This window comes from Streptomyces sp. NPDC101776, assembly GCF_044766845.1.
Taxonomy (GTDB): Bacteria; Actinomycetota; Actinomycetes; order Streptomycetales; family Streptomycetaceae; genus Streptomyces.
The window spans coordinates 84,354-106,694 of sequence record NZ_JBIWMV010000029.1; the positions used below are offsets into that span (position 1 = coordinate 84,354).

A 22,341-nucleotide genomic window follows, 5' to 3' on the forward strand; every position below is an offset into this window, starting at 1 on the left:
AGCTGCTGATCAGCTGCGGGGTAGGGGTGGACTAGTCAGCCGTGGTTTGGGCCTGGCTGTGGAGGTTTTGTGGCGGACTCGTTCGTCACATCCCCTATCCGCAGTGCGGCGACTGCCCCGGTATCAGCGTGGATGTCCATGTTCTGGGTGGTGACCTGCCCGTCATCGGACGCCGATACCTCACCGGTTCCAGAGGTGGCGACCTGTAGCTGCGTGAGCAGTTCGTCCAGTGCCGCAGCGAACCTGGGATCCCGCTCGACCTCCTGTTCCAAAGAGAGTTCCAGACGCTGCCGGGTGAGCGGTGTGAGTTCGTGCTGCCCGGCTGCGGCCTCCGCGTGGACCTTCGCGAGATTCGGATCGTCACCGAGCTTGCGGCTGACTAGGTCGTGTAAGCGGTCCATGGCTGCATTCAGCTCACGGTCGGTGTGCCCTGCGACCTGGCGGAACTTGTGCACCTCCCAGGCGAACACGTATCTGACCGCGACCTGGGTACCCGTCTCGTCCGGCCCCCAGCCGTACGAGTCCGGAAGGCGAAAGACTTCTACCTCGGTGCCCAGTTCGGATACGAGTTGCGTCGAGTCATCAGCGATGACGAACCGTATGCCGGGGAGCTGCCGCAGGGGGCGAATCACTTTGTCTATGATGCTCCGGCGCTGGCTCGGGGAAGCCTCGTGGAGCCGGTCCAGTAGTACGAGCACCGTGTCCGGGGAGCTGGCCACTTGGGTTATCCAACGGTTTTTGGAGTATCTTCCGAATCCGAGCTGGAGGACCAATTCCCGTGACACGTCGTCTGCAGTGCCGGGAATCGAGCTCAGCAGAACGGTCCTTATTCTCTCGTCCTGCTCGCGACCGCTGGTGTCGGCAGCTCGACTGCTGCGTCGGGTCAGATGGCTTTTGAGTAGCCGCAGCACCGTCGTCTTGCCGGATCCCTGTGGTCCAGTTACGATTCTGGGTCTGCTATCGGCTGGCTGGTACAGCAACCAATCCACGATGGCCTCGAGAACATTTGACTGAGCGATACGTGGAACTATTTCCACTGGCAGGGGTGGGTGAGCTGCGGCGCGTGGTCGGTATGGGGCAGGGAAGAAGCGGGAGAAGGCGTACCGTTTGTCTGGACTCCACGCCTTAATGGAGGTGTCGTTAGTCCTCTGGTCCGAGAGAATCCGGTTCCTGATGCGCGCTGCAAGGTTTTCCAGGTCCGGGCTGGCTGAAGAACGATGCAATCTCGACAACTCTGCAGTCAGCGCGTGGGAAAACGTGCCGCCACTGCGTTCCTGCCTGTGCTGATGGCACGACAGTACCCACAGGGGGGGATCTTCCAGGTCGGCCGGGACGCCGGAAAGGACTGGGAAGCCTGTGTCGAGAATGAGCATGGCACGACCCACGCGGCCGGACAGAACCCGGTGTAGTCGCGGAATGGAGATACCGCTCGGTTGCTCGGTGGATAGATCACTGTCGAAGGCCATGAGCTGGTCAGTGCCGTCGCTCATGACCTTCGTGTGGCTCGCGAAGTAGACAACCACCACATCGGGGGGGCGGACGCTCTCGCTGCTGGCCCAGGCTTCGATGCTGTGCAGCACGGCGGATACCGACGGGTTGTTTGCCAGTTTGGGCAGGACAGGGGTGTACCCGAGTGCCTCGAACGCCTCGCGTACCCGGGCGACGTCCTGAGAGACCTGCGGAAGCTCCGGCAGATCGGACGTGAACCGTGAGATGCCGATGGTGATCAGGAAGCGCCTGCGTTTATTGCGGTCGGGCATGACCGTAATCGGGTCATCGGTAGGGGCCGGGGCTAGTTGCGCGGCTGAGGGTTTGGGGGCGCGGTGCGGTCCCGGTTCCCGTCTCACGTCGCGTCCGCGCACGAGGGCAGGATCCAGGTGCTCTGTGTGGTGCGCCGGGGTCCTGCGACGTCGGCGCACCAGGTTCTGCACTTCGGCCCAGTGCCGGGCCCCGGCCGGCAGGAGCAGTGAGCCATCCGGGTCGGCGACCGCCGCGGTGAAGCGTGTAGCACCGGCTGGTATATGACGCTCGACGTAGGCGGAGACGTTGGCGATGACCTGGGCGGCTTCGTCGCGCCGCAGGGTGCTCAGTAGATGCTCGCGGATGCCAGGCGTGAATTCGTATGCCTGTTGAAGCGGATCGCCGCCCGTGCTGCTTGCGGGAAGCCTGCGCAGGAGGCCGCTGAAGACGATCTCGGCGAGGTCCGAGGGTGGGCTGTTGGGGAGCATCGCCGACTGCACCAGTCGCATGACGGCGAGGTTGAGCGGGGCAGCGGACAGGTAGGCCGCGAGGCGGAAGACTCCAGGCTGCGCCTGCGCGAGGAATTCCTCGAAGCCGATCGGCTGCCCGGCAGGGGGTGGCGTGAGGGCATGGACCGCTGCTTTCTCGCCCGCCGGCAGGCGGACTGCCGCGCCGTCGAACTCGCCCATGCCGGCGACGGACTTGGCCCAGGGGGCCAGCCATTCAGGATGAATGGCCAGCACCGGTAGGGGAACCTCGCCGGGCTGCGGCGTGGGGGAACCGAGGGCGTAGGGGGTGAAGTGCAGCTGCGTAGGCGTGCCGCCCGTCTCGGTGCTGCGGAAGCGGCCTGGTTCCGGTGCCAGTGCTGTCTGCCCCCATAGATGTTCAGGAAGCGTCTGCAGGACTGCGGCGGGGCCGCTGCGAGCCCATTGCCGCAGCATGCTGCGCAGGGTTGCGGTACCCCAGCCCGGGTCGACTCCGTCGGTGAGAAGCAAAGTGACCGTGCGTCCGGTGGGATCGCTCGCGGTCGCGGCCGAGCGCGGCGCCTGGTGCGGGCTCGCGGCCAGCCCGGGCGTGCCATCAGGGCGACGACGCAGCCAGTACATCCGAATGTTGCGGAAGGCCCCCAGCTGCTGCAGCACGCCGAGCAGTTCGCGGGCCAACGGCTGCCACAGGGCGGCGCCGTCCCCGTGGACGTCGATGACGAGCGCGAGGTCGAGCCATCGGTCCTGGGCGGGGACGAGGACGGGCATCCACCGGGCCTCGTCGGCGATACGGTCGGCGGTGGCTTCCTCATCCAGGACCAGATGCGTCGTCGAGGGCACTCGGCGCTTGAGCGGCCGCAGCGACCTGGTCAGGGCGCGCCGGCGTGGCAGCGCGGGCGCGCCGGCGACGCGGATGAGGGAGGCGGGATGGGTGTGCTCCTGGCTGGGGACCTCGGTGTCCGGCAGGTACAAGCGGCCGTCCGGCCCCGCATCACCCCGATCGGCGGCTGCCGCCGACGCATCGGCGGCAGCCGCCTCCTGGACCGGGTGCGATGGTGGCGTCTCATCCACAGCGCGTTCGCCAGATGCTGTCTGCGCCCGGACGAGGGCACCGGCAGGCAGGTTGGCGGCCAGCCACAGCAGCTCGGCGATCTCCCGTGGACCGGTCGGTGGCCCGTGTGGGTCGAGGGCGCCGAGCAGCGCGCTGAGCCGTGCGATGCCGCCGCTGTCGCTCGTCACTCGACGGGAGCTGTCACGTTCAGATGCTGAAGCATCAGCCTGGTGATCCCGTCTTGATCGGGTGCGCCCTCCTGGACGGTCCGGCTCATCAGATATACCGCGTTGAGTAGCTGGTCGGTGGCGAGTTCACCGGTCGCCGCCCGCTCCATGAACAACTCGATGATTTCGTCCGCCCGGCCGTCGGCGCCTGGAAGATGGGCGCGCACAATGGCCCGCAGTCGCGTCTCGTCTTCGGTGACTGCTGGCAGTTGGAGGCGGATGCACCGCCGTAGGAATGCAGGAGGAAACTCTCGTTCCCCGTTGCTGGTCAGGACGACGAACGGGAAGGCATGGCAGCGGACCATGCCGCGGTGCACAGTGACGTGATCGCCGCCGTCGGCCGGCCGGATCATGATCGTCTCGTGGGTGTCCGCGGCCCGTGCCAGCTCAGGGATCTCGAATCCGCCTTCCTCGAAGACGTCGAGGAGATCGTTCGGCAGGTCGATGTCGCTTTTGTCGATCTCGTCGATCAGTAGCACGCGTGGCAGCCGGTAGGGGGCCAGAGCGGTGCCCAGCGGGCCGAGGCTGACGTACCGGCCGGGCCCTGCAGGTTGCGGCTGCGCGCCCTGTCGTGTCTGGCGCCTGTTGACGCTGGCCTCCTCCAGGCGGCCCAGCGAGTCGTACCGGTACAGTCCGTCGCGCAGTGTGGTCTTGCTGTTCACGGGCCAGCGCAGCACGGTGCCCAGTTTCAACTCGCTCGCCACCGCGTCTGCGAGCGTCGATTTGCCGACGCCGGGGTCTCCGGTGACCAGGAGCGGCCTGCGCAGATACAGGGCCGTGTTCACCGCCTCGATGATGCTTGTGTCAGCCTGGTAGGCCGCGGCCCGCGGTAGCCGGCGTCGGCCCTGCTCGGGTACCTCCCGGTCGAAGGGAGTCACCTCGTCCCCGGCGTTGCCGAAGTCACGCCACGGCGGCGGATCGGGCAGGCGGTCGATGCCATCGTGCGGCTCGCCGACGCCCTGATAGATCCTCCACTCACTCAACGGGTTGTCCTTCCTCGACCGGGGCTGCCGGGACTAGGGGAGTGCGGGGAATCCGCCGGCTGGGGTCGTCCCACAGCAGCACGACGTGCTCGCCGATGTGACCATCGCCTTCGGTTTCGATTTCCGCATCGTTGCGCAGCGCGCAGACCCTGTCGGGCACGTCGTCCCGCGGGGTGTCGGAGAGGAACTCACGTGCCTGAGTGAGGAACCCCGGGTCGGGGCAGACGTGCCGGCCCGGGATTCCGCAGGGACTTCCGCAGACCGGCGTGCCGGGTACGGAACCTCGTCGCCACAACATCATCGGCACTCCGGACGTGAGCGCGACCATGTACGCCTCAGCGACCGGACGTTGGCGCGGAGACCCTGCCAGCGCCAGTGCCGCCAGTGTCGGGTCGTTGTTGAACATGGCGTCGAGTGCCGCCTGACGCTGACGGTCGCGCCCGCAGACACAGACCAGCGCCTCACCCACCCGTTTTCCCTCCAGATGACGCCAGCGCTCTTCCCAGGCCGCGTGGAGGTACGGAGCCTCGTGGCGTTCCAGCGGCCGCACCACCAGGTCGTACTTGCGTCCCAGCGACCAGTACCCGACCTCCGGCCACAGCCTCCAGTCGGCGAAGTCCTCGTCGAGGACCTCGCGCGGAAGGATCAGTTCGATCAGCCCCCGGCGCTGAGGAGTGTCACCCATCAGGTCGATCTGCTGAGCCAGCAGGTCGGAGAGCAGGACGAGGGCCTCCCGCAGGGGGAGGGCCGAGGATTCCGAGGCGCCCGGGACGATGTCGTGCGGCGACCGGAACCGCCAGACCATGACGTGGTAAAGACTGCGGTCCCGGAGCGAGTGCCGAACCCTGCCGATCACAGAGGGCCGCCGGGCTGGCGCTCCGTCGTCCGCCAGCCGGGCCCGTATCGCGTTGCCGAGTCCGAGCCGGCCGGCGGCGATCAGCACCTGGTCGCGCAATGCGGTCACCGCGTCCGACGCGTCGGACGGCGAGCCCGCCAGCTCGCGGGCGAGGTCGGCGCAGAAGGCGAGTTCGTAGGGGAGTTCGCCGTCCAGTGGCGGCAGGAGCGCGGTCAACTCTGTGTAGACGTCGCGATGGGTGAGCATGGGCCGCTCGGGCAGCGGCGTCCCAGGCGCGGCAACGGCCAGGAACGCGGCGTGATGTGACCGATCGGCGTCGTGGGAGTCGGGCAGCGCGGCCAGTAGACCGAGGAAGTGCCGGTCGAAGGCACCCTCGGAGACCTCGCCGGCGGGAGCCTGTTCCACCCGATCGGACAAATCGCGCCATCGGGGGTCCGACTGGTGGAAGCAGTCGTGTTTCCTGATGACGGTCCGGTACACCGCTGGGTCGATCAGCCGCAATGCGTCGACAGGCACTGCGAACCCGCCCATGGCGGTGTCCTCTAAGCGGGTTGCCTTGACGACCGCGCACACTCCGGCACTGGTGTGATCGAGCACAGGGCCTCCGGAGAGCCCCGGATTGATCTCTCCTTCGACGAGTTCCACCAGCTGGCCGCTCGCCTGGGCGGTACGGCCACCAGCGGTCAGCCTCACCAGGCGTGGCGCGGCCGCGCCAGCTTGGAGCGTGTCCGTGAAGCCCACTGCCGTCAACTCACTTCCCTGCAGGGGCCTGGCCATGTCGAGCCACGCACAAGGATGACCGTCAGGTGGATCAAGGAGCTTCACGACGGCCAAGTCGGGGAATGCGTACAGCGCGCTGCTGCGGTCTTGGGCATCCGCAGAGGCCGCAACGACCACGGCTTCGTAGTCCCGACCGTCCCACCGAACCAGTGAGGGCAGCCCCGCTTCCGTGCCGGCGACGTGGGCGCAGGAGACCACGAATCCGGGCGCAACGAAAAATCCCGTTCCGTCGGTGGCGCCTTCCACGAGCACACGGCAGTTCTCCAGGAGCTCCTGGAGTGCGGCGACCGGGTTAAATCCGCGCATAGCAACCGTCGGAATCGCAGATGCTTCTGACGAAGTGGGACAATGTCACCCCTCGTCAGAGGGCGCAGGCACGACAACCCCGTCCTGCTGCGGCGCTTGGACGGGGCTGGGTGCAGTCGCGGCCCACTTCAACGTCACCTTGAACGCGGCCTTCCCACCGACGCCCGTCAGCGCGGCAACCACTCCGTGTTTGCCCGCAGCCAGTTCCAGCCCGAACTCGACACCCACCTCGTCCGGCCGGGCGGTCGCCACCGCAGCCCGCACGTTCACAGCCACGGCATGCAGCGACTCCTGGAAGCCCTCAATCCGCTGCGTAACCTGGTCACCGAGTCCGGTGTCCCGCGGCCCCTGCCTCTCAACCATGGCCCAGACCATCTGCCCGTCCGGCATGGCGAGTTCGATCGGCTGCTGTGCCAAGGTCCCCCCTCAGAAACTGCGTGACACTCAAGCTGGCGGACATCGTATCCACGACTGATCCCTCGCGCTGGCCAAGTGCTGATTGCCGACTCAGCGCATGACGAATGCCGCTAACCGAGTGCGCGCGCCGGAAGGACAGCTGCGGACCTGGCGGGAAACAGCCTCCGCCGTGATCTGACCCTTCTTTCGGCTCGTCGTGGACGAGCACGTAGTCGGCGAGGTCACGGTGCACGACGGGCCCCTCGTCCAGGTCGTGTACATGGTGCTGGAGGCGGCCGCCGAGGAAGAGGTGAGTGCAGGCCTACTGCGGGCGGCCGCCCGCATTCCCGACGAGAACGAACTGACATACGCCGACTGCATGTTCACCCTCCAGGAGGCTGTCCGCTTCGCGCGTACCGCCGCTGATCTCGCCGTCACCTCGGCCGCTTAGTCCACGAGGACGGTCCTGCTGCCCCCGCGCCGCGCCCGGCATGGGGGCAGCGGCCCGATCTCTCCCCGGTGTTCGGCGGTTGCCGGAGGCCGGCGCCGCCAGGTACAGACCGGGGCCGCCGTTTCGGCGCGGTCCTCGGCTGTCTTTGCTAGGGCGGGCGTCAGCGGGCTCTGGCACAGATCTTGGACAGCGGTCGCGGAGGGTCACTGGAGCAGGATCATCTTGCGGAGTAGTTCAAATCCGGCGCGTCCGTAGAGCTGCCGCTTGATCTTCTTGATGCGGGTCACGGCGCCTTCGACGCTTCCGGAGCTCCAGTCAAGGGTCAGGCCGGCGACGACGGCTTCGATGTCGGTGGTCAGTCCACCGGCGAAGCCGGTGATGCCAGGCAGTTGTACGGAGCGGGCTCTGCTGATCCACTCAGGCAGCAGATGGCCGGTGCGTGTCGTGAGCATCTCCGCGAAATCGCGTACCAGTTGATGGGCCTGGTCGAGTTCCGGGCAGGCGGCCGGCACGGCCTTGAACTGCTGGATCTCGTCCTGGGCGAGGGTGTCCGGGTGGCGGGTGAACCAGCCGGACACCCTCCGGACGGACGGTGCCGCCATGGGGGGAGCGGGAGCGTCGGGCCGGACAGGCCGTTGCAGACGGGTGCGCGCCCAGTCGCGCAGGCTGGTGTAGGGCACCGGCTGGCCGCGTTCTGCGAGATCCTCGTGCAGTTCCTTGATGGTGACGTTGCCTTCGGCTTCGTCGATGCGGTGGTGCAGGTAGGACTGGTGGCGGTCAAGGTGGCTGGTCCGGGTGCGGCGGTCGGTGACGGTGTCCTGCCAGCGGGCCGCGCGGGCGTACCGCTGCACGGTGTGCCGGCCCCAGCGCAGGTGACGGGCGATGGTGCGCAGCCCCATGCCCTCGCTCAACAGGTCGTGGACGAGGGCATGGTGTGCTCGGTGGCGTTCGGCCCGTAGGCCGGTCGGCAGCGGGACCTGGTCCCGATCATCGGCAGGGGCAGGGCCGTTGTCCGTGCCCCTGGCCTCCGTTTCGCGCGGCGGCAGGTCGAAGGCGCGCAGCTGGTCGCGGTGGGCGGCCACGCACTTCTCGACGGCCTGACCAAGGTTTGCCACAGGTGGAAGCGATCCGCGATCTGGCGGGCGTCGGGGGCGCCGAGCGTGGCGCCCTCGGCATAAGCGCCGGCCCGGTCCCGGCAGATCACTTCCACTCCCGGATGTGCCTTCAGCCAGTTTGCCAACGGTGCTGCATCCCGTCCGGGCAGGACATCGATCGGGCGGTGGCGTTCACCGTCCGTGATCACCGTGGCATACGTGTGGCCGCGGCGGGTGGAGAAATCGTCGACCCCGAGGACCCGTGGCGTGTCGAACTCCGGGTCCGGCAGGGCTATCACCCGGCGCAGGAGCGTCATCCGACCGGCACCGAGACCCAGTTGGGCCGCGAGCCTCGCACCGGCCCGTCCGGCCAGCGCGAGCCCGACACGCTCCAGCACGCGGTCGAGCCGGACGGTGAAGCGAGCGTACGGACAGGCGAGCCCCGTGAATGGCTCGGCGAAGGTGCGACGCGGACAGACCCTCGCCCCGCAGACGAAGCGCCGGACCTTCAACAGGATCACAACACGCAGCTCACCGGGCGGGAGATCCCGTAATCTGCGCTGGTAGGAGCCACGCGTGCGCTGCGAATAGTGGCCGCAGTCCGGACAGGCCGCACCGGTCCGGCGACCCCGGGCCACGATATCGACCGTCCCGAAGGCAGCGGTCACCCTCACGACGTCCACGTTGTCGATCCCGGCGAATACCAGCGTTTCCCAGGACAGCGCGTCGGCGTGCATGACCGGCACCGTCACCGGAACGCAGAATTCCGAACCTACTTGACGGAGTGTCAGCAACCGTCGTGGTGGCACAGCGCGCGCCGTCTCACGGAAGAGCAGACCGCCACAATCGAACAACGTGGTGACACTCCGCGACCGCTGTCCAAGATCTGTGCCAGAGCCCGCCGACGCCCGCCCTAGCCACGTCAACGAGTTCGCCCATGGCCACGGCATGCGCCGCTGCCGCTACCGAGGACAGGGAAAGGCCCACATCCAGCACATCCTGACCGCCATCGCCGTCAACATCGAGCGCCTCAGCGCACTGACACCGACCGAGGAAGCACCCATACCTCGCCGGCCGACCGCCTTCCAGAACTACCTCGACCAGCGCGAACTACCCCGGCCAAAGTCCTGGCGAACCCTCGGCACCTGACCTCGACCATTCAAGATCACCGACAGAGTCAAGTTAGCCGATCTTCTTCCAGGGCTTGCAGTCGGTGGTCTGGAACGCTCTGTCACCTGCGGAGACCTTGACGATGGCCGGGCCCTCGGCATTGCCGTTGGCGATGATGGCGTCCCCCTCGCCGGTCGTGTCGCTCAAGCGCGCCCAGTAGCAGCCGTACTTGTTCTTGCCCTTGCTGCGGTAGGTGCCGGCCTGGATGTCCTTGCCCACCAGGAAGGTCCCGTCGCCCGGGATCCCTCCCTTGGGTGCGTCCTCCTGCTGCTCTCCGGCAGTGGCCACGGGGGAAGCGGCACCCGCCTGTGCGTCTGCAGCCGTCGCCATGGTGGTCACGGTCACCGTCGCGGAAGGAGAGTCCGCGCCCCCTCCAGACCCGACGATGCCGAGCAGGACTCCCACCAGCAGTCCACCGATGGCGGCCGCGGTGTAGGCGAACCATCTGCGTCGGGATGGAGCCTGGGCGCCAGGGGACGATGTGTGATCCGACGTCGGTCCCGGAGGCGGCCCTACAGGTGTGTTTCCACTCATGTTCACAGAGTGCGCCTGCCTTCTGCGGGGTGCACGACGGCGCTTGTTTGCCGCAGGAGCCTGCCGACCTGGGCCGGTCGGGCCGCGGGCGACGGTCGGGCCGGTCACCTGCTCGGCAAGACCTCACAGACCGTCCGCACGAGGGGCAGATGTCTGGCCGGAGCAGCAATGAGAGCGCCAGTTTCCAGGTAACCGACCTTCCTGACATGTCAGGGCAGGGAGGCGTCGCTGTAGTCCCCGCTGCACGAGTAGGAGAACGTGCTGTTCGCCCCGACGGCCGGGAAGTTCATGACGCCGTAGTAGAAGAAGTTCAGGGTCTTCTCGCTGCGGTTGAGCTCGAGGTTTTTCGTGTGTTCTTCACCAGTACCCCGGTTCAGACAGGACGTGTTGGGATCGCGCAGGTCCGGCGGCCCGGTGGAGGCAAAGACCAGCTGCAGTCCGCGGGACGTGCGGTCCGCCGACAGGACGACGGCAAAATACCTCGGATCGGTATACCGGGAGATGCTCATGTGAGGCACGCTCGCGGTACCAAGGTCGACACCCGTGTAGTCGCTCTGGCAGGAATAGCGCAGCGTGTACCGTCCGGATACGAGCAGCGGGAAGGCCAGTGTCCCGTCGAAAGCGCCAGGTCGCTCTGTACGGGCATGCTTCGCGAACGGAAGCACCGTGAACGTTCCCTCCGCCCCCTGCACCTCAAGACACGTAGTCTCCGCTTCCCGCAGGTCTGATCTGCCCCTCGCGCTCACGGTCACTGTCAGCTGATTCCGGGCAGCGGCCACCGAAGTCACTGCGGCCCTGTACTCAGGGTCCCGGTAGCGGGAGACTCCCAGTGGGCCCCGGGTGAAACTGGGGGACTTGGGTGGTGCGGCGGACGGCAGTCGAGCGGGCTTTGGTGAGGGTTGCCAGGTCTCCGAGGACCGGGGCGAAGCAGGCTTGGCGTTGTCGGGCCGGCCTGACGCAGTGACGGTGACTGTTGCGCTCGGCGTGGCTTCCTGCCCGCTATCACTGCGCTGTCCGGCCAGCGAGAAACCTGCCACCCCGATCAGCAGGAACAGGGCCGCCCCGATCATTGCTTTTGCCCCGCTTATCTTCTTTTCGGCGGGAGGAGAAAGGGACGTTGTCGCGTGGGGCGGGACAACGGTGGCGCCGCGCGGCATCCTCGCGGTGGCTGTTTCCTGCTGGTGACCGCCGGCGAAGCGGGGATCGAGGGCGGTCACCGGATGAGTGACAGCCAGTAGTTCCTGTGACGTCCTGCGTGCAAGAAGAAGGACGGAGTCCGGAAGCCATCGGGTGCCCTCGCAGTGAGGGCGCGCACTCGTGGTCAGCATGCCGGGAAGCTCGTCTGCCGCTGGCCTGTCCTCCGGACTCTGGGAAAGGCACTTGTGGATGACGTTCCGCACGTCTGGCGGGAGCGATGACAGGGCAGGGGTGCGGCCGTCGACGATGGCGGCGGCAAGCGGATCAATGGGCATGGCCAGTCCGGCGGCTTCGGCGAGGACCACGCCGAGTGAGAAGACGTCGCTGGGCGGATCAGCCCTGTGGGCGAGGAGTTGTTCGGGGGAGGCGTAGGCGGATGTGCCGATGAACTGTCGTGTGGCGGTCAGGCCTTCCTGGCCCAGAGGGCGGGCGATCCCGAAGTCGAGGAGACGGGGTCCGCCCTCGGAAAGGATGATGTTGGAAGGCTTCAAGTCACGGTGCACGATACGTGCGGCGTGGATGGCTGTGAGAGCCCCAGCCAGGCCGAGTGCCAGGACTCGCACTGTTTCGGCTGGCAGCGGTCCGTGTTTGGCCAATACCTCAGCCAGGTTCGGGCCGGGCACGAGGGCTGTCGCCAGCCAGGGGCTCGCTGGCCCGGGGGCGAAGTCGACGAGTTGGGCGATGTACAGGCTGCGGACCGTGCGGGCGACCTCGATCTCGCGGGCGAAACGCTCCTGGTAGCCGGGCTCCTTCGCTAGATCGGCCCGGATTGTCTTGACCGCAACCAGACATCCAGACCCCGTGTTTCGGGCGAGGTACACGACACCCATGCCGCCGGACCCCAGACGCCCCATCACCTCGTACGGTCCGATGCGCAGAGGATCGGTCCCGTACTGGAGCGGTTTCACCACGTTGCACCCTTACTCGTCCGCCGACGAACCTGACAACAGCCACGCCGTCTGCCAGAAGCCACGACCGACGATCGGGAGCGGGCCAAACACGGCCACACCGCAAGCCCCGGTGCCGTCTGCCCGCCTCGGCCCCGCGTCGGAGCCGGGGATACATTCTGGCGATCCGCATCCACCTGCAACAGAGCGCACCGGTAGCGCGACACGGCGTACACCTCGGCGGTTCACGCTCCCCCCGAAGGGAGGCACGTCCATCGAGCGACGCTGCTCCTACGGGGTAGCAGCCAGCTGGTCCAGTTCCCGCATCGCCCGCACGAAGTCGGTGCGGTCCGACGTCTGGAACCGTTTGAAGAACCAGTCGGGCACCCGGGCCTGCCGCAGCCGCGTGAGCAGCAAAGTGTCCTGGATCTGCCGGGCCAGAAGCAGGAGCCCCGGAGTGTCCCCAGCGGGACTGCCCCGCCGGATGTGTGCACGAAGCGCCTGCAGCAGCACGGCCTGTGCATGCTCACGGACGCGGGCGGTCTCCCTCTGGGAGGCGGCGGTGTCCACGCCCAGCAATAAAAGGCCCAACGAAGGGACGAACCAGTGCAGCAGCATCTCGGTGACCGTCATCGCCCGGGCCAGACCAAGTCCGATGCCCGCCACGCTCCACAACACCAGCCCTCCGGACACCGCGGCGGCGTAACGCCGCCGGATCCGGGCACCCCAGCCCAGGTTCTGCATCTGGCAGGCCAGCACATCGAGCGGCCTAGGAAGCCTGGTGACCTCGTAGAAGTAATCCTCCAGCCGAGACTCCGCCCCCGTGTACCGGCCCGCCGCCCGGCTCACCTCCTGCGCCGCAGGCTCCTCCCCGCCGGCAAGAACCGTATTCCAGTCAATGCACAAAAGCCGTACGTCGAACATTTCCTGGAAGAGTGCCGCACGGCGCATCTCCTGCGCTCCCCACACCCGGGCACCCGCGGTATAGGCCAAAGCCCACACGAGCCCCAGCAGCGTGACCGGCGTCTGCAGCGCACTGACGAACACCCCGGCCACGCCCAGACCCGCCAGCAGAACAGAAAGCGTCATGTGCGAAGAGGTCAGCCTCTTGGCGCGCCGGTGCGCTACCGAAGCCGCTTTCAGAATGCGCAGCAGTTCCGGATCATTCTGCCGAGTGAAGATCGATGTGCTTGCTGCCCCCACAGCCACCCCCGAGTGACGCGCGGGCCGGGCGACGCCGACGACGCCCTGGCCGCACGAGAAGTCATGCCCGTCTCCCACAGCGGCCATGCGCACCCCCTCTGAACGCGCCTCCCGCCAGCGCCCAGCCCATAGCCAGCAGATGGCGGTCCGCCCAGGTCACAGATCCCAGACCTCCAGCCGGCCTTCGCTGCCGAGCATCGCCATCAGCCTCCCATCACGGGAGGTGGCCACGTCGACATAACGGCCCGACTGGCGCAACTGGATCCCGCCGTCGATGGTCGGGCAGGACAGCCGGCCCCGCTTGAGACAGAACAGCGTGCCCGTCTCGGTGCACAGCAGACGCATACCCTCCCCGCCCAATGCCTCACGGGCCTCCCGGTCCGTCAGCTTGCGGCGGTACACCTCCCTGCCATCCTCTGTACTCCACACCAGTACTTCCTCAAAGGTCACGCATCCGACATGGCTGCCCGAGGGGGAGACTGCCAGCTGACAGCCCGGGCCCACCAGCGAGGAAAACTTCCTGAGCAGGCCGGTCCGGAAGTAGAGCATGGAGTTGGCCATCGACCGTTGCAGCGTCGGACGGCCCCTGCGATGAATGAACACTTCCTGCGAGCGCGCCAAGGCGATCACCGATGCGTCGAGACTCACCGCGCTAGCCGCCAGCGAAGCAGGGCAGGGAACGCGCTCCACCACCGAGCCGTCCTCGAAACTGCGAACGGTCAGCGACTTCCTGTCGTGCGTGGCGAACACGTCACCACCACTGGTGACCAGAAAATTCTCCCCGCCGTCGAAATGGACCGGATCCGAGCGGAACACCCCCGCATCCTGCGGAAAACGCAGGATCTCCAGTTCCTTTGGCCAGGCGGTCACCAGACTGTGCGTCAGAGAAGACACCAATGCCTGATGGCCGACCCTGATGCGAGCCGGACGACCCTCCGCCCCAGGCAGAGAATCTCCCCCCACACTCCACCGCCGGACGCGACCTTGCCCGTCGACCAACACCACCGTGTGATCCGGGCCGAATCCGAGCACCGCCCGCTCGTCCCGCACCCCCGAGTCCGTCTCCCAGCGCCGCCGCTGCGGTTCCTGGTCAGGCACAAACCCGGCGGAACCCCGGCTCCCCGCCACGCCAACGGCACTGAACTGCGTCGTCGTGAAGGAGTCCCTTCCCGGCTCCAGAGGCGGGGGCCACGCTTGCCCGCCCTGACGCCTCGCCGTCCGCGCCAGGAGCTCGCCCCCGGCATGTGCGGCAAGCCGCACGAGCCATCCGCGGCCCGCCACACCGATTCCCGTGTACGTCGTGAACATCAGAGCGCGCGCCATCAGCGAGAGCAGGAACTGCGCGTCCCACGAGTCCCGCCAGTGGCTCATCTCCCGCTGGGCGGTCACCGTCACCGCCTGCACCAGCGTCTTTGCACGCGGCACGATGTAGGCGCCGTGGGTAGCGTGCGGGGCCACGATGAAACGGAGCAGAGCGTGCCGCTGATCTGGCGGCAGCTCGTGCTCGACGAAGGGAATCAGCGCGGACAGCAGCACCGTCGCAGCGTCCCCGCCAAGGTCAGCCCGGGCGCTGAACGTGCACAGATCGATAAGACGGTACGCCTCGGCCTGTACTGTCCCCTCCATCTGGGGCACGAGGATGTTGTCCAGATGCAGGTCGCCGTGACCCAGACCGCGCAGCACACGCAGTTCGGGATCCGGCAGGGCCGGCCCGCCCTTGACCATCAGATACGGATTGGGCAGCCGCATACCGTCGCTGTACAGCCACGGGGGCGCGGGATCGAGAACGCCCAGAGACCTTCCCCACGCCTGAAGCGAGCCGTCGCCCTGCCACACGCCGTTCAACTCCTCGCGCAGGAAGGCAGAGACCTTCACAGGCTCGGGGACAGCCAGCTTGAGGACTTCGGCATTCCAGCACGACAACAGCCCCCGGATCAGATGCTCGACCACCCGCGCCCTGTGTTGCCCGTCAAGGCCTCCAACAGTCGTCGTGCTCCGCAGGCTGTCGCCGGCGACCTTCTGGAACATCAGCGTCCTGCCGTCCGGCAGCGGCACGGGATCGAACGGCTGCTTGACCAGATGCAGGTCGGTGAAAGTTTCGACAGCCTCAGCGGCAGCCGCGGCAGCAGCGGGCTCACGTCCGGCTGCGCCTGCGGGAACGATCTTGAGGATGATCTGCTGTGCAGGCGGTGCGACTTCGACCGCCAACAGGACAGCGTCGGTGTAGCTGCGGCCCTGTGCGGTCCACTCGGGCCGATGCAGGTACAGGTCCGTCCAGGCGTGCTCGGCGGCCTGCTCTTCCAGCACGTCGATGATCTCGGGTCCGCAGGTCTCCCGGATGAACCTGGCGTCCTCGTTGGGGATGTGCAGCACAACTGACCCTTCAGCAGGGGAGCGGACGACGCGACCAGCGTGCCAGCCGACGGCTGCCGCAGATACAGAAACGGGTCAGAAGGTCACAGACGTGCGCTTTGGCCCGACAGTGTCCAACACGCCCGACCGCACCCACTGGTGCGCCTCGTTCGAGCCCCGTCCTGGTGCGCCCTCAAGGAAGCTGGACCGGCCCATGAGGCGGCCCGCACGGCCGTGAAGCGCCGGCTCGAGCACATCGAGCACCGGCCGCAGGTGGAAGAAGACCTGACTGAGTTGGCCAGCGAGGCGATTCGACCGGAGAGGCTTGGGTCAGCACGCGGGCGGGACACACTCGAGCCCTGCTTCGGACCCCCGAATCGCTCGACTGCGAAGACTGGTGCGCCCCGCAGGGGCTGGCCAGCACGCCGACGCGATCGGCCACCCACGACATCAGTGGCGTGCGGGACATCACGACCGGCGACTGCCTGCAGCTGCGCCACATCGAGGTCAGCGTCCTGCGCAAGGCCCCGACCTCGCGGACGCTGTTCTACACGCTCCTGAAGGACCTGGGAAACTTCCCCCCTAACGCGCCCGCGACGCTTCGGTCGGTGTCGACGTACGCGGGCCAGTCCAGCGCCGAGGAACTGGTGGATCGCTACCACGTTCAGTGCCGGCCGGTCCGTGTGAGCGATCATGAAATTCCCCAGGTGGGGTGGGTTCCGCGTCACGTGAATTACGTGATCGTTCACACATACAAGGCATTCGACCGGCCGGGACTGTGGAGCGTGCCGGCAGGGCGTCTCCACTGCACGGTCCTGCACGCCGTCGGCCTGGGCGCCGCCGACGTCAACACGGACGCGCTCATCGAGGACGTCGCCGACTACGCGCGGACACGGCATCCGTTCGTCCTGACCTTCGACCGGCCCGCCGTGGCCGCCGTCGCTGTTGAGATCAGCGGATGGCCGGGCCGTCCCTTCACCGAGATCGTGGACGCCGTCACCCAGGCGGCGATCCGCACCGGAGTTCCTTTCAAGCCCGCTCCGAGCCGCTACCCCCATGTCTCCGTCGCCTACACCGCAGACGGTGCCCAGGACGTCGACCCGGTCGGCCTGCGGGCCGAACTGGCCGACATCGAGCATCCGGTGTCTCAGACCCTGATCGTCGACCGGCTGCACCTCGTGGAGCAGTGGCACGACGGCGCACAGCTCATATGGGACCCGGTCGCCGAAATCCCTCTCGCCGGAGCTGCAGCATGAGCGATGGATTCCCTGGCTACACCCCGGTCCACGGCGACACCGTCCAGCTCACCGCCGACACACTCGTAGTGACCATCACCGGAAAGATCACGTCCCGGGGAGTGCTGCGCGACGGCGCCGGGTTCGCCGAACTCGTCCTTCCCGACGGCGACCCCCAGCAGCGGCGCGACCTCGAACGCGCCACGTGGCTCCACTACCGCCTCTACGGCGGGGGCGCGCTCCTCTACTCGTCTGGACACTTGCAAGTCCGCGACGTCCGGAGGGACGCAGACGGAGCACTGGTGGTGGCCGGCTCACCCTGACGGCGTCCTCGGCACACCTCGGTCGGGTGAAGAGACCCCACGTACGGAACTCTTTCCGGCAGCCGGGCGTGGTGCCCTACATGGATCCGATCAGCGAGGTACACGTCAGCAGGCCGGGCCTGGTCGTCGTCGACGTCGCGGCCGCCGACGAAACCGCGCTTGCCTTCCAGCAGCTCCTCACCGACCGGTGGGCGACCGCACCCGCGCTGCACACGACGCGGGACCCGGGGGAACCCGGCGTACGGCTGCGCTGTTACCTGGACCTGCGGCAGTCGATCAGCCTGGCCGTGCCAAGGGAAGCAGTCTTGTCGCGGGGCGCAGGCTGATCCCGCTTCTCTCGTCCGGGGGACTCTTTCACGGTCCGTTCGACCGAATCCGGCCCGACGCACCTCGCGCACCGGAAGACTGCTGGCATGCCATACGACAGCAGTCGCGTGAAGACCGTGAGCACCTACTCGCCCGGCACGAAGTGGACGTTCTCCGCTCGTAGTAACGGCTTTGAGCACACTGAAGAACTCGTCCTGTATGCCGAGCCGAACGGAGCGGCCATCAGCGACGACTACCTGCCCGACGAAATCAGCGCTGGTGAGCTGTGGCGGTTATGGGCCGACAAGTACGCGAACCAGTACCACCAGGAGTGGCCGTCCCTGTACCGGCAGGGCGAGGTGCTCATCGACTGGACCGTTGCCCAGCCCATGCTCACTGGCATCTTCGAACGAGCGCCATATGCCAGGACAACGCCAGCGGCCCCTGAGCTCGTGAAACTGTTCGGTGACGTGCCGAACGAGGACTTCCTCACCCACTACACGCACCCCGTGAACGCCGACACCGGAGAGCGGTTGAACTGGATGCGCCTTCCCGTACTGGACCAGGGATGGAACGAGACAGCTCGGCACAGGGCGGGCTTCATCCAGGAAGCGACGGGTTGGAAGCCGTCGGCTCTCCAGCAGACGATGGACGTGGTGCAGATCGCGAAGGTGGCTGGCCTCTACGTGCCAACGCTGAGCTGAGCAAGAAGGTCAGCGCAGGCGGACAACGGTGACGACTGCATGCCGGGTGGTGCCCGCCACGACCTCCACCACCGGGTCGTCGACGGCGGGCGTGTAGGAGTCGCCGGCCTTCGTGGACGCCTGCCCGGCCTGGGGGACCAGGCGCGGGCCGACGACGGAGGCGAGCGCCGTGGTCAACCTCTGGGACAGCGCGACTCGTCCGCCGGGCAGCCGTACGGCGAGCGCCTTCGGATGCCGGGCCGTGCCGGTGAAGCCGACCACGGCGACGTCGACGGTGTCCGCGTGCCTCACCTTCGACCACACCCGGCCCGCCTTGTACGCCGACCGCAGCGGCTTCGCCACGATTCCCTCCACGCCCGTCCCTTCGAGCGTCGTGTACCAGAGCAGGGCCTCGTCCCGGTCGGTGGTCGACCACACCGGCTCGATCGGCGGGCCGACGTCGGCGAGCACGTCCAGGAGGACCTGGCGCCGTTCCGCGTACGGATGCGGCCGCAGGTCGGGTAGGCCCGCAGCAGGATGGGCGAGGACGTCGAACGCGACGTACGTCGCGGGGTGTTGGTCGGCGAGCTCCCTCGCGCGGCGGGGGTGGGAGAGCGCGCGGGACTGCGCCGAGGCGAAGCTGATGTGCGCGGTGCCGTTGTCGTCGGCGATGTACACCACGGCCTCGCCGTCCAGGATCGCGCCGGGCGGCAGGCGCATGGCGGCCACGGCCAGGTCCATCCAGAGCGCGGTGACGTCGCGGCCGGTCCTCGACTGGAGCCGGACGCCGTCCTCGGTTCGCCACAGCACGGTCCGGTGGCCGTCGACCTTGATTTCGTACGCCCACGACGGGCCTGTCGGCAGCTGCGTCACGGGCCGCGCGAGGGCGACGTCCACGGGCCACTCCACCCCATCAGCCTGCACCTGTGGGACACCGGCCGCCTGCTGGCGCACTCCCGCACGGCCAGCAGGCGGCCCGGCGGCACGGCTGCTGCGGAACAGCCGCGCCGCACGGCGCGAGCCCGGCCGCGCAGCGCGACCGGGCCCTGAAGTGGTCTTGGGTGTTCTCGACTTTCTGCTGAGCGTCTCGCCGAACCGCCCGGCTGTCATCACCCACACGGGCGACGCCCGCTCACGCCGCGGCGGCCTCCTTCTCCTGCTGCTTGGCCTTCACCAGGGCGGCGAGCGGGGAGCGCCGGCCTTTCCCGACGCTGCGCAGCTGCTCCCAGTCGACCTCGGGGTGAGCGTCGGGCAGGGCGTCGACGGACGCCGTGGTGAACAGCGGGACCATCACGGCCCCGGCTCGTGACGTGCCGAAACGCACCTCACGCCGTTCCGCCGGACGCACCCACAACAGCTCCCGCATGTAGTCGAAGTCGACCCTCCTCACGCCCAGCCGGGCAGCGGCCTGGTCCGGCCCGAGCGGCGCTTCGGCGGCGAGCCGCTGCGCCAGGCCCTCGATGCCGCAGACCTCCGTCACCTGGTCGGGGTTGATTAGCACGGCCTCCGGGTTCGCTGTCAGGTCGGCCAGCAGCCCAGCGGCGATGAGTCGGCGCACCGCGAAGGCACTCACGACCGGCGGTTCGCCGGGCACGTTCGGTGTGCCCAGGGCCTGGGCGATGTGGTCCGCAGCCACGGCGGCGGGGATCGGCTCGTGGGGGAGCGCGGCCCGGATCGCGTCCGCGTCCATCGCCTCCACGGCGGCCCGCGACCACTGCCAGGAGGAGACGTCCGGGGCCGGGACGAGGCCGGTGTGTCGCGCCCACCGGAAGGCGGCGACGGGGACGCGCAGGCGCTTCGCCGCCTGGGCGTCGTCGTACTCGGTCAGTCGTGCCATGGGGATCTCCATCTCTCGTGGTCCGCCCGGAGCGGGCGAACAAGACCGTGACAGAACACCTGAAAAGCTGTCAAGAGCCAAGAAAACAAGGCAAGTTGGACTCTTGCGACTAGATCCGTGCACGCGTACACGAGGGAAAAAATCACCCAGCGGCGTCAACTCGACAGCGGGTAGCGTCCCGGCCATGAACGATCTCGATGCCGATGAGGCGTGGGAACGGCTGCGGGCCAGCCGCTCCGATCCACCGGTCAGGGCCGATAACGCCGCTCGCTGCAAGACGTACACGGCGTCCCTGGAGCAGGCTCAGCAGCTGTTCCGCGCCGCCGCCGTCGTGGGCCCGGCCACGAGCCCGATCCTGGCCTTCTACGGTCTCAGCCAGGCCGGCCGCGCCATCACGGCCGCCGCCCGATCCCTTGAGGGCGAGGACTGGCGCCTCAAGGCCCACGGGATCAAGACCACGGGGTTCCATCTGGCCTTCCCCAACATCGAGATCCGCACCGACCCGCTTGGCACCCAGGGCAGTTTCGTGAAGGTCAGCGAGGTCCTCGACTCACCCGTGTGGGAGAAGGACCCGATGCGCCTGGAAGACATCTGGGACCTGCTGCCGACGAACCTCCGCCACCCGCTCACCACCAGGGACCGGCTCACCCCGCTCTACACAAGCGAGGGCAGCGTCGACGAAGGCGACCACTCCCTGCTCAGCGTCTTCGTGTGCAACATCCCGGACCGGGTCGTCAAGGCCGGCACTCGTGAGGCGCTGGCCGACCTTCTGACCGCCTACCCGGCTGTCGCCCAGCACGAGAGCTACAGGAATGTGGGAGAGGCGGCGCTTCCGTTCTACGTCCGTTACGACCACGGCGGGGGCCAGCTGTCCATGAACTGGATGATGCCCGAGGGCGTGGGCACGGGGTTCAACGGGATGGCGACCATGGCCGAACGGCAGGCGCACCTGCGAACCCTGACCCGCGGCTACGCCGGGGACCGGTACTTCCTGCCGGTCCTGGGCTCGATGAAGCGGGATCTACACCCCCTGATGGCCTGGTGGGCCGTGCTGTACACGCTGTCCATGCTCGCCCGCTACGAGCCCGCAGTCTGGGGCAAGCACATCAACGTCGACAGCAGCCCGCACGCGGTCCCGATCGAGCGACTCCTGGAACGTGCGATCAACCACCTGCCCGTCCTGATCGCGGACACCATCACAGAGGTGAGCACCTAGACCGCCCAGCACGAGGCCCCAGGGGTACCTGGGGCCTCCCACACGCTGATCACGCTGAACGCCTCAGCCGGGCACCGAACGTGAGGAAGAGACGACGACACTGCCCTGGACCGCGAAAGGATGGGGGCATGATTCAGCTCCCCACTCTTGCCACCGACCGGTCCGGCGACCGCGCCGCGCAGCTCACCATCACCCAGGCCCGGCGCTCCGAACATCCCGACCGCACGACCTGGGGACCCGATGACACCGCGCCCGCAGATGGCTACTGGGACTGGCAGGCGTTCGTCGTGGACGGCGAGGGTGACCTCTGGATCCGCCTCACCAGCGACGGCCCGCACAAGGGCGAGTGGCAGCTGCGCGGCTACAAACTGCGGCTGCCCTTCGAAGAGAAGAGCAAGCCGGTGTCGTGGCAGGCTCTGGCCGCCACGTATGGGCCGCTCACGGACCTCCCCAGTGACTGATACCGCGAGCGCAACGAGATCCTGGAAGCGGTCGCCGGTGCGATGAACGACATGGACGACATCCTCTTCCACGCCTGGGGCGCCCACACGCTCGGCACCGACCGCGAACACGGCCCGCTGGTCGACGACGACGCCAGGGACGATGACATCGTCCGCCACGCTCAGAACGTCGCCGATCGAGGACCCAGCAAGCCGCCAAGATTCGGACGGCCCTGGCGGCGGCACACCTGGTCACGCCCTCCGAGCACACGAACTGACCGTCGGCTGACGAGGCATGAAGCCGGAACCGGCCATGCTGGGGCCGTACCATGCGTCCATGGCCAGACAGGGTGAAAAGATCTCGGATCACGACCGGATCGAAGAGATGCAGGCGCTGTTGAGCGCGCTGGTGCCGGCTGTTGAGAAGCTCATGCAGGCGACCGAGATCCTCAGCACGGAAGCAACCGAGACGACTCAAGCGCGAGTTCGCCCCTTGATCGAGGCAGCACGGATCGCCTACGTCTCGGGCAAGATCCGCGCGGACGATGTCGTTGATCGCGCCGTCCCGTCTCCGGTCCAATAGGTGCTG

Annotated in this window: 21 protein-coding genes; 9 read left to right on the forward strand and 12 right to left on the reverse strand. The window is 67.7% G+C overall.

Annotated elements, in window-relative coordinates:
* Positions 1-35: 35 nt before the first annotated feature.
* Genes ACIRRY_RS47370 through ACIRRY_RS47385 form a run of 4 tightly spaced genes read right to left on the reverse strand, consistent with a single transcriptional unit; the run spans position 36 to position 6,845 of the window.
* Complete coding sequence (locus tag ACIRRY_RS47370; RefSeq protein ID WP_403985863.1) at positions 36-3,464, reverse strand: SAV_2336 N-terminal domain-related protein; 3,429 nt, start codon at positions 3,462-3,464, stop codon at positions 36-38.
* Positions 3,461-4,486: an AAA family ATPase gene (locus ACIRRY_RS47375; RefSeq protein WP_403985865.1), complete on the reverse strand. Its 1,026-nt coding sequence runs from the start codon at positions 4,484-4,486 to the stop codon at positions 3,461-3,463. The genes ACIRRY_RS47370 and ACIRRY_RS47375 overlap by 4 nt, the downstream gene beginning before the upstream one ends.
* Positions 4,479-6,428 (reverse strand): trypsin-like peptidase domain-containing protein, encoded by a 1,950-nt coding sequence (locus ACIRRY_RS47380; RefSeq protein WP_403985867.1) that lies wholly within the window; start codon positions 6,426-6,428, stop codon positions 4,479-4,481. The genes ACIRRY_RS47375 and ACIRRY_RS47380 overlap by 8 nt, the downstream gene beginning before the upstream one ends.
* A gap of 45 nt (positions 6,429-6,473) precedes the next feature.
* Positions 6,474-6,845, reverse strand: coding sequence for a CU044_2847 family protein (locus ACIRRY_RS47385; RefSeq protein ID WP_403985869.1), 372 nt, complete (start codon positions 6,843-6,845; stop codon positions 6,474-6,476).
* A gap of 196 nt (positions 6,846-7,041) precedes the next feature.
* Between ACIRRY_RS47385 and ACIRRY_RS47390 the strand changes: the two genes are divergently transcribed.
* Positions 7,042-7,275, forward strand: a complete 234-nt coding sequence (locus tag ACIRRY_RS47390; protein WP_403985871.1) for a hypothetical protein — start codon at positions 7,042-7,044, stop codon at positions 7,273-7,275.
* A 203-nt stretch (positions 7,276-7,478) separates the two neighbouring features.
* Here ACIRRY_RS47390 and ACIRRY_RS47395 read toward each other — a convergent pair whose 3' ends face one another.
* Both ACIRRY_RS47395 and ACIRRY_RS47400 read right to left on the reverse strand, forming a co-directional pair.
* Positions 7,479-8,174, reverse strand: a complete 696-nt coding sequence (locus ACIRRY_RS47395) for a transposase (protein WP_403985873.1) — start codon at positions 8,172-8,174, stop codon at positions 7,479-7,481.
* A gap of 8 nt (positions 8,175-8,182) precedes the next feature.
* The gene (locus ACIRRY_RS47400; RefSeq protein ID WP_403985875.1) at positions 8,183-9,106 is read right to left on the reverse strand and encodes an ISL3 family transposase; all 924 of its coding nucleotides are present in this window, start codon (positions 9,104-9,106) and stop codon (positions 8,183-8,185) included.
* Between the two features lie 151 nt (positions 9,107-9,257).
* On the opposite strand from ACIRRY_RS47400, the gene ACIRRY_RS47405 reads away from it, so the two are divergent.
* Positions 9,258-9,518, forward strand: coding sequence for a transposase (locus ACIRRY_RS47405; RefSeq protein ID WP_403985877.1), 261 nt, complete (start codon positions 9,258-9,260; stop codon positions 9,516-9,518).
* A 33-nt stretch (positions 9,519-9,551) separates the two neighbouring features.
* On the opposite strand, the gene ACIRRY_RS47410 is transcribed toward ACIRRY_RS47405, so the two are convergent.
* From ACIRRY_RS47410 to ACIRRY_RS47425, 4 genes are all read right to left on the reverse strand, one after another.
* Positions 9,552-9,869 carry a hypothetical protein gene (locus tag ACIRRY_RS47410; protein ID WP_403985879.1) on the reverse strand — a complete coding sequence of 106 codons (318 nt, stop codon included), beginning with the start codon at positions 9,867-9,869 and terminating at the stop codon, positions 9,552-9,554.
* 413 nt (positions 9,870-10,282) lie between these two features.
* Positions 10,283-12,181 (reverse strand): protein kinase, encoded by a 1,899-nt coding sequence (locus ACIRRY_RS47415; protein WP_403985881.1) that lies wholly within the window; start codon positions 12,179-12,181, stop codon positions 10,283-10,285.
* A gap of 267 nt (positions 12,182-12,448) precedes the next feature.
* Positions 12,449-13,447: an S-4TM family putative pore-forming effector gene (locus ACIRRY_RS47420; protein ID WP_403985883.1), complete on the reverse strand. Its 999-nt coding sequence runs from the start codon at positions 13,445-13,447 to the stop codon at positions 12,449-12,451.
* Positions 13,448-13,516: 69 nt separating this feature from the next.
* Positions 13,517-15,733, reverse strand: coding sequence for a hypothetical protein (locus ACIRRY_RS47425; RefSeq protein WP_403985885.1), 2,217 nt, complete (start codon positions 15,731-15,733; stop codon positions 13,517-13,519).
* Between the two features lie 437 nt (positions 15,734-16,170).
* On the opposite strand from ACIRRY_RS47425, the gene ACIRRY_RS47430 reads away from it, so the two are divergent.
* The 4 genes from ACIRRY_RS47430 to ACIRRY_RS47445 all read left to right on the forward strand — a co-directional run bounded on the left by ACIRRY_RS47430 (position 16,171) and on the right by ACIRRY_RS47445 (position 18,280).
* A complete protein-coding gene (locus ACIRRY_RS47430) occupies positions 16,171-16,968 on the forward strand; it encodes a 2'-5' RNA ligase family protein (protein WP_403985887.1) in 798 nt (265 codons plus the stop codon).
* Complete coding sequence (locus ACIRRY_RS47435) at positions 16,965-17,270, forward strand: hypothetical protein (RefSeq protein WP_403985889.1); 306 nt, start codon at positions 16,965-16,967, stop codon at positions 17,268-17,270. The genes ACIRRY_RS47430 and ACIRRY_RS47435 overlap by 4 nt, the downstream gene beginning before the upstream one ends.
* 80 nt (positions 17,271-17,350) lie before the next feature.
* Positions 17,351-17,596, forward strand: a complete 246-nt coding sequence (locus tag ACIRRY_RS47440; protein WP_403985891.1) for a DUF6207 family protein — start codon at positions 17,351-17,353, stop codon at positions 17,594-17,596.
* A gap of 87 nt (positions 17,597-17,683) precedes the next feature.
* Positions 17,684-18,280: a hypothetical protein gene (locus ACIRRY_RS47445; protein WP_403985893.1), complete on the forward strand. Its 597-nt coding sequence runs from the start codon at positions 17,684-17,686 to the stop codon at positions 18,278-18,280.
* 9 nt (positions 18,281-18,289) lie between these two features.
* On the opposite strand, the gene ACIRRY_RS47450 is transcribed toward ACIRRY_RS47445, so the two are convergent.
* Both ACIRRY_RS47450 and ACIRRY_RS47455 read right to left on the reverse strand, forming a co-directional pair.
* Complete coding sequence (locus ACIRRY_RS47450) at positions 18,290-19,156, reverse strand: DNA ligase (protein WP_403985895.1); 867 nt, start codon at positions 19,154-19,156, stop codon at positions 18,290-18,292.
* A gap of 235 nt (positions 19,157-19,391) precedes the next feature.
* Complete coding sequence (locus ACIRRY_RS47455; protein WP_403985897.1) at positions 19,392-20,096, reverse strand: hypothetical protein; 705 nt, start codon at positions 20,094-20,096, stop codon at positions 19,392-19,394.
* A gap of 184 nt (positions 20,097-20,280) precedes the next feature.
* On the opposite strand from ACIRRY_RS47455, the gene ACIRRY_RS47460 reads away from it, so the two are divergent.
* The 3 genes from ACIRRY_RS47460 to ACIRRY_RS47470 all read left to right on the forward strand — a co-directional run bounded on the left by ACIRRY_RS47460 (position 20,281) and on the right by ACIRRY_RS47470 (position 22,335).
* Positions 20,281-21,312 carry a YaaC family protein gene (locus ACIRRY_RS47460; RefSeq protein ID WP_403985899.1) on the forward strand — a complete coding sequence of 344 codons (1,032 nt, stop codon included), beginning with the start codon at positions 20,281-20,283 and terminating at the stop codon, positions 21,310-21,312.
* Between the two features lie 128 nt (positions 21,313-21,440).
* A complete protein-coding gene (locus ACIRRY_RS47465; protein WP_403985902.1) occupies positions 21,441-21,773 on the forward strand; it encodes a hypothetical protein in 333 nt (110 codons plus the stop codon).
* Between the two features lie 316 nt (positions 21,774-22,089).
* A complete protein-coding gene (locus ACIRRY_RS47470; RefSeq protein ID WP_403985905.1) occupies positions 22,090-22,335 on the forward strand; it encodes a hypothetical protein in 246 nt (81 codons plus the stop codon).
* Positions 22,336-22,341 lie beyond the last annotated feature (6 nt).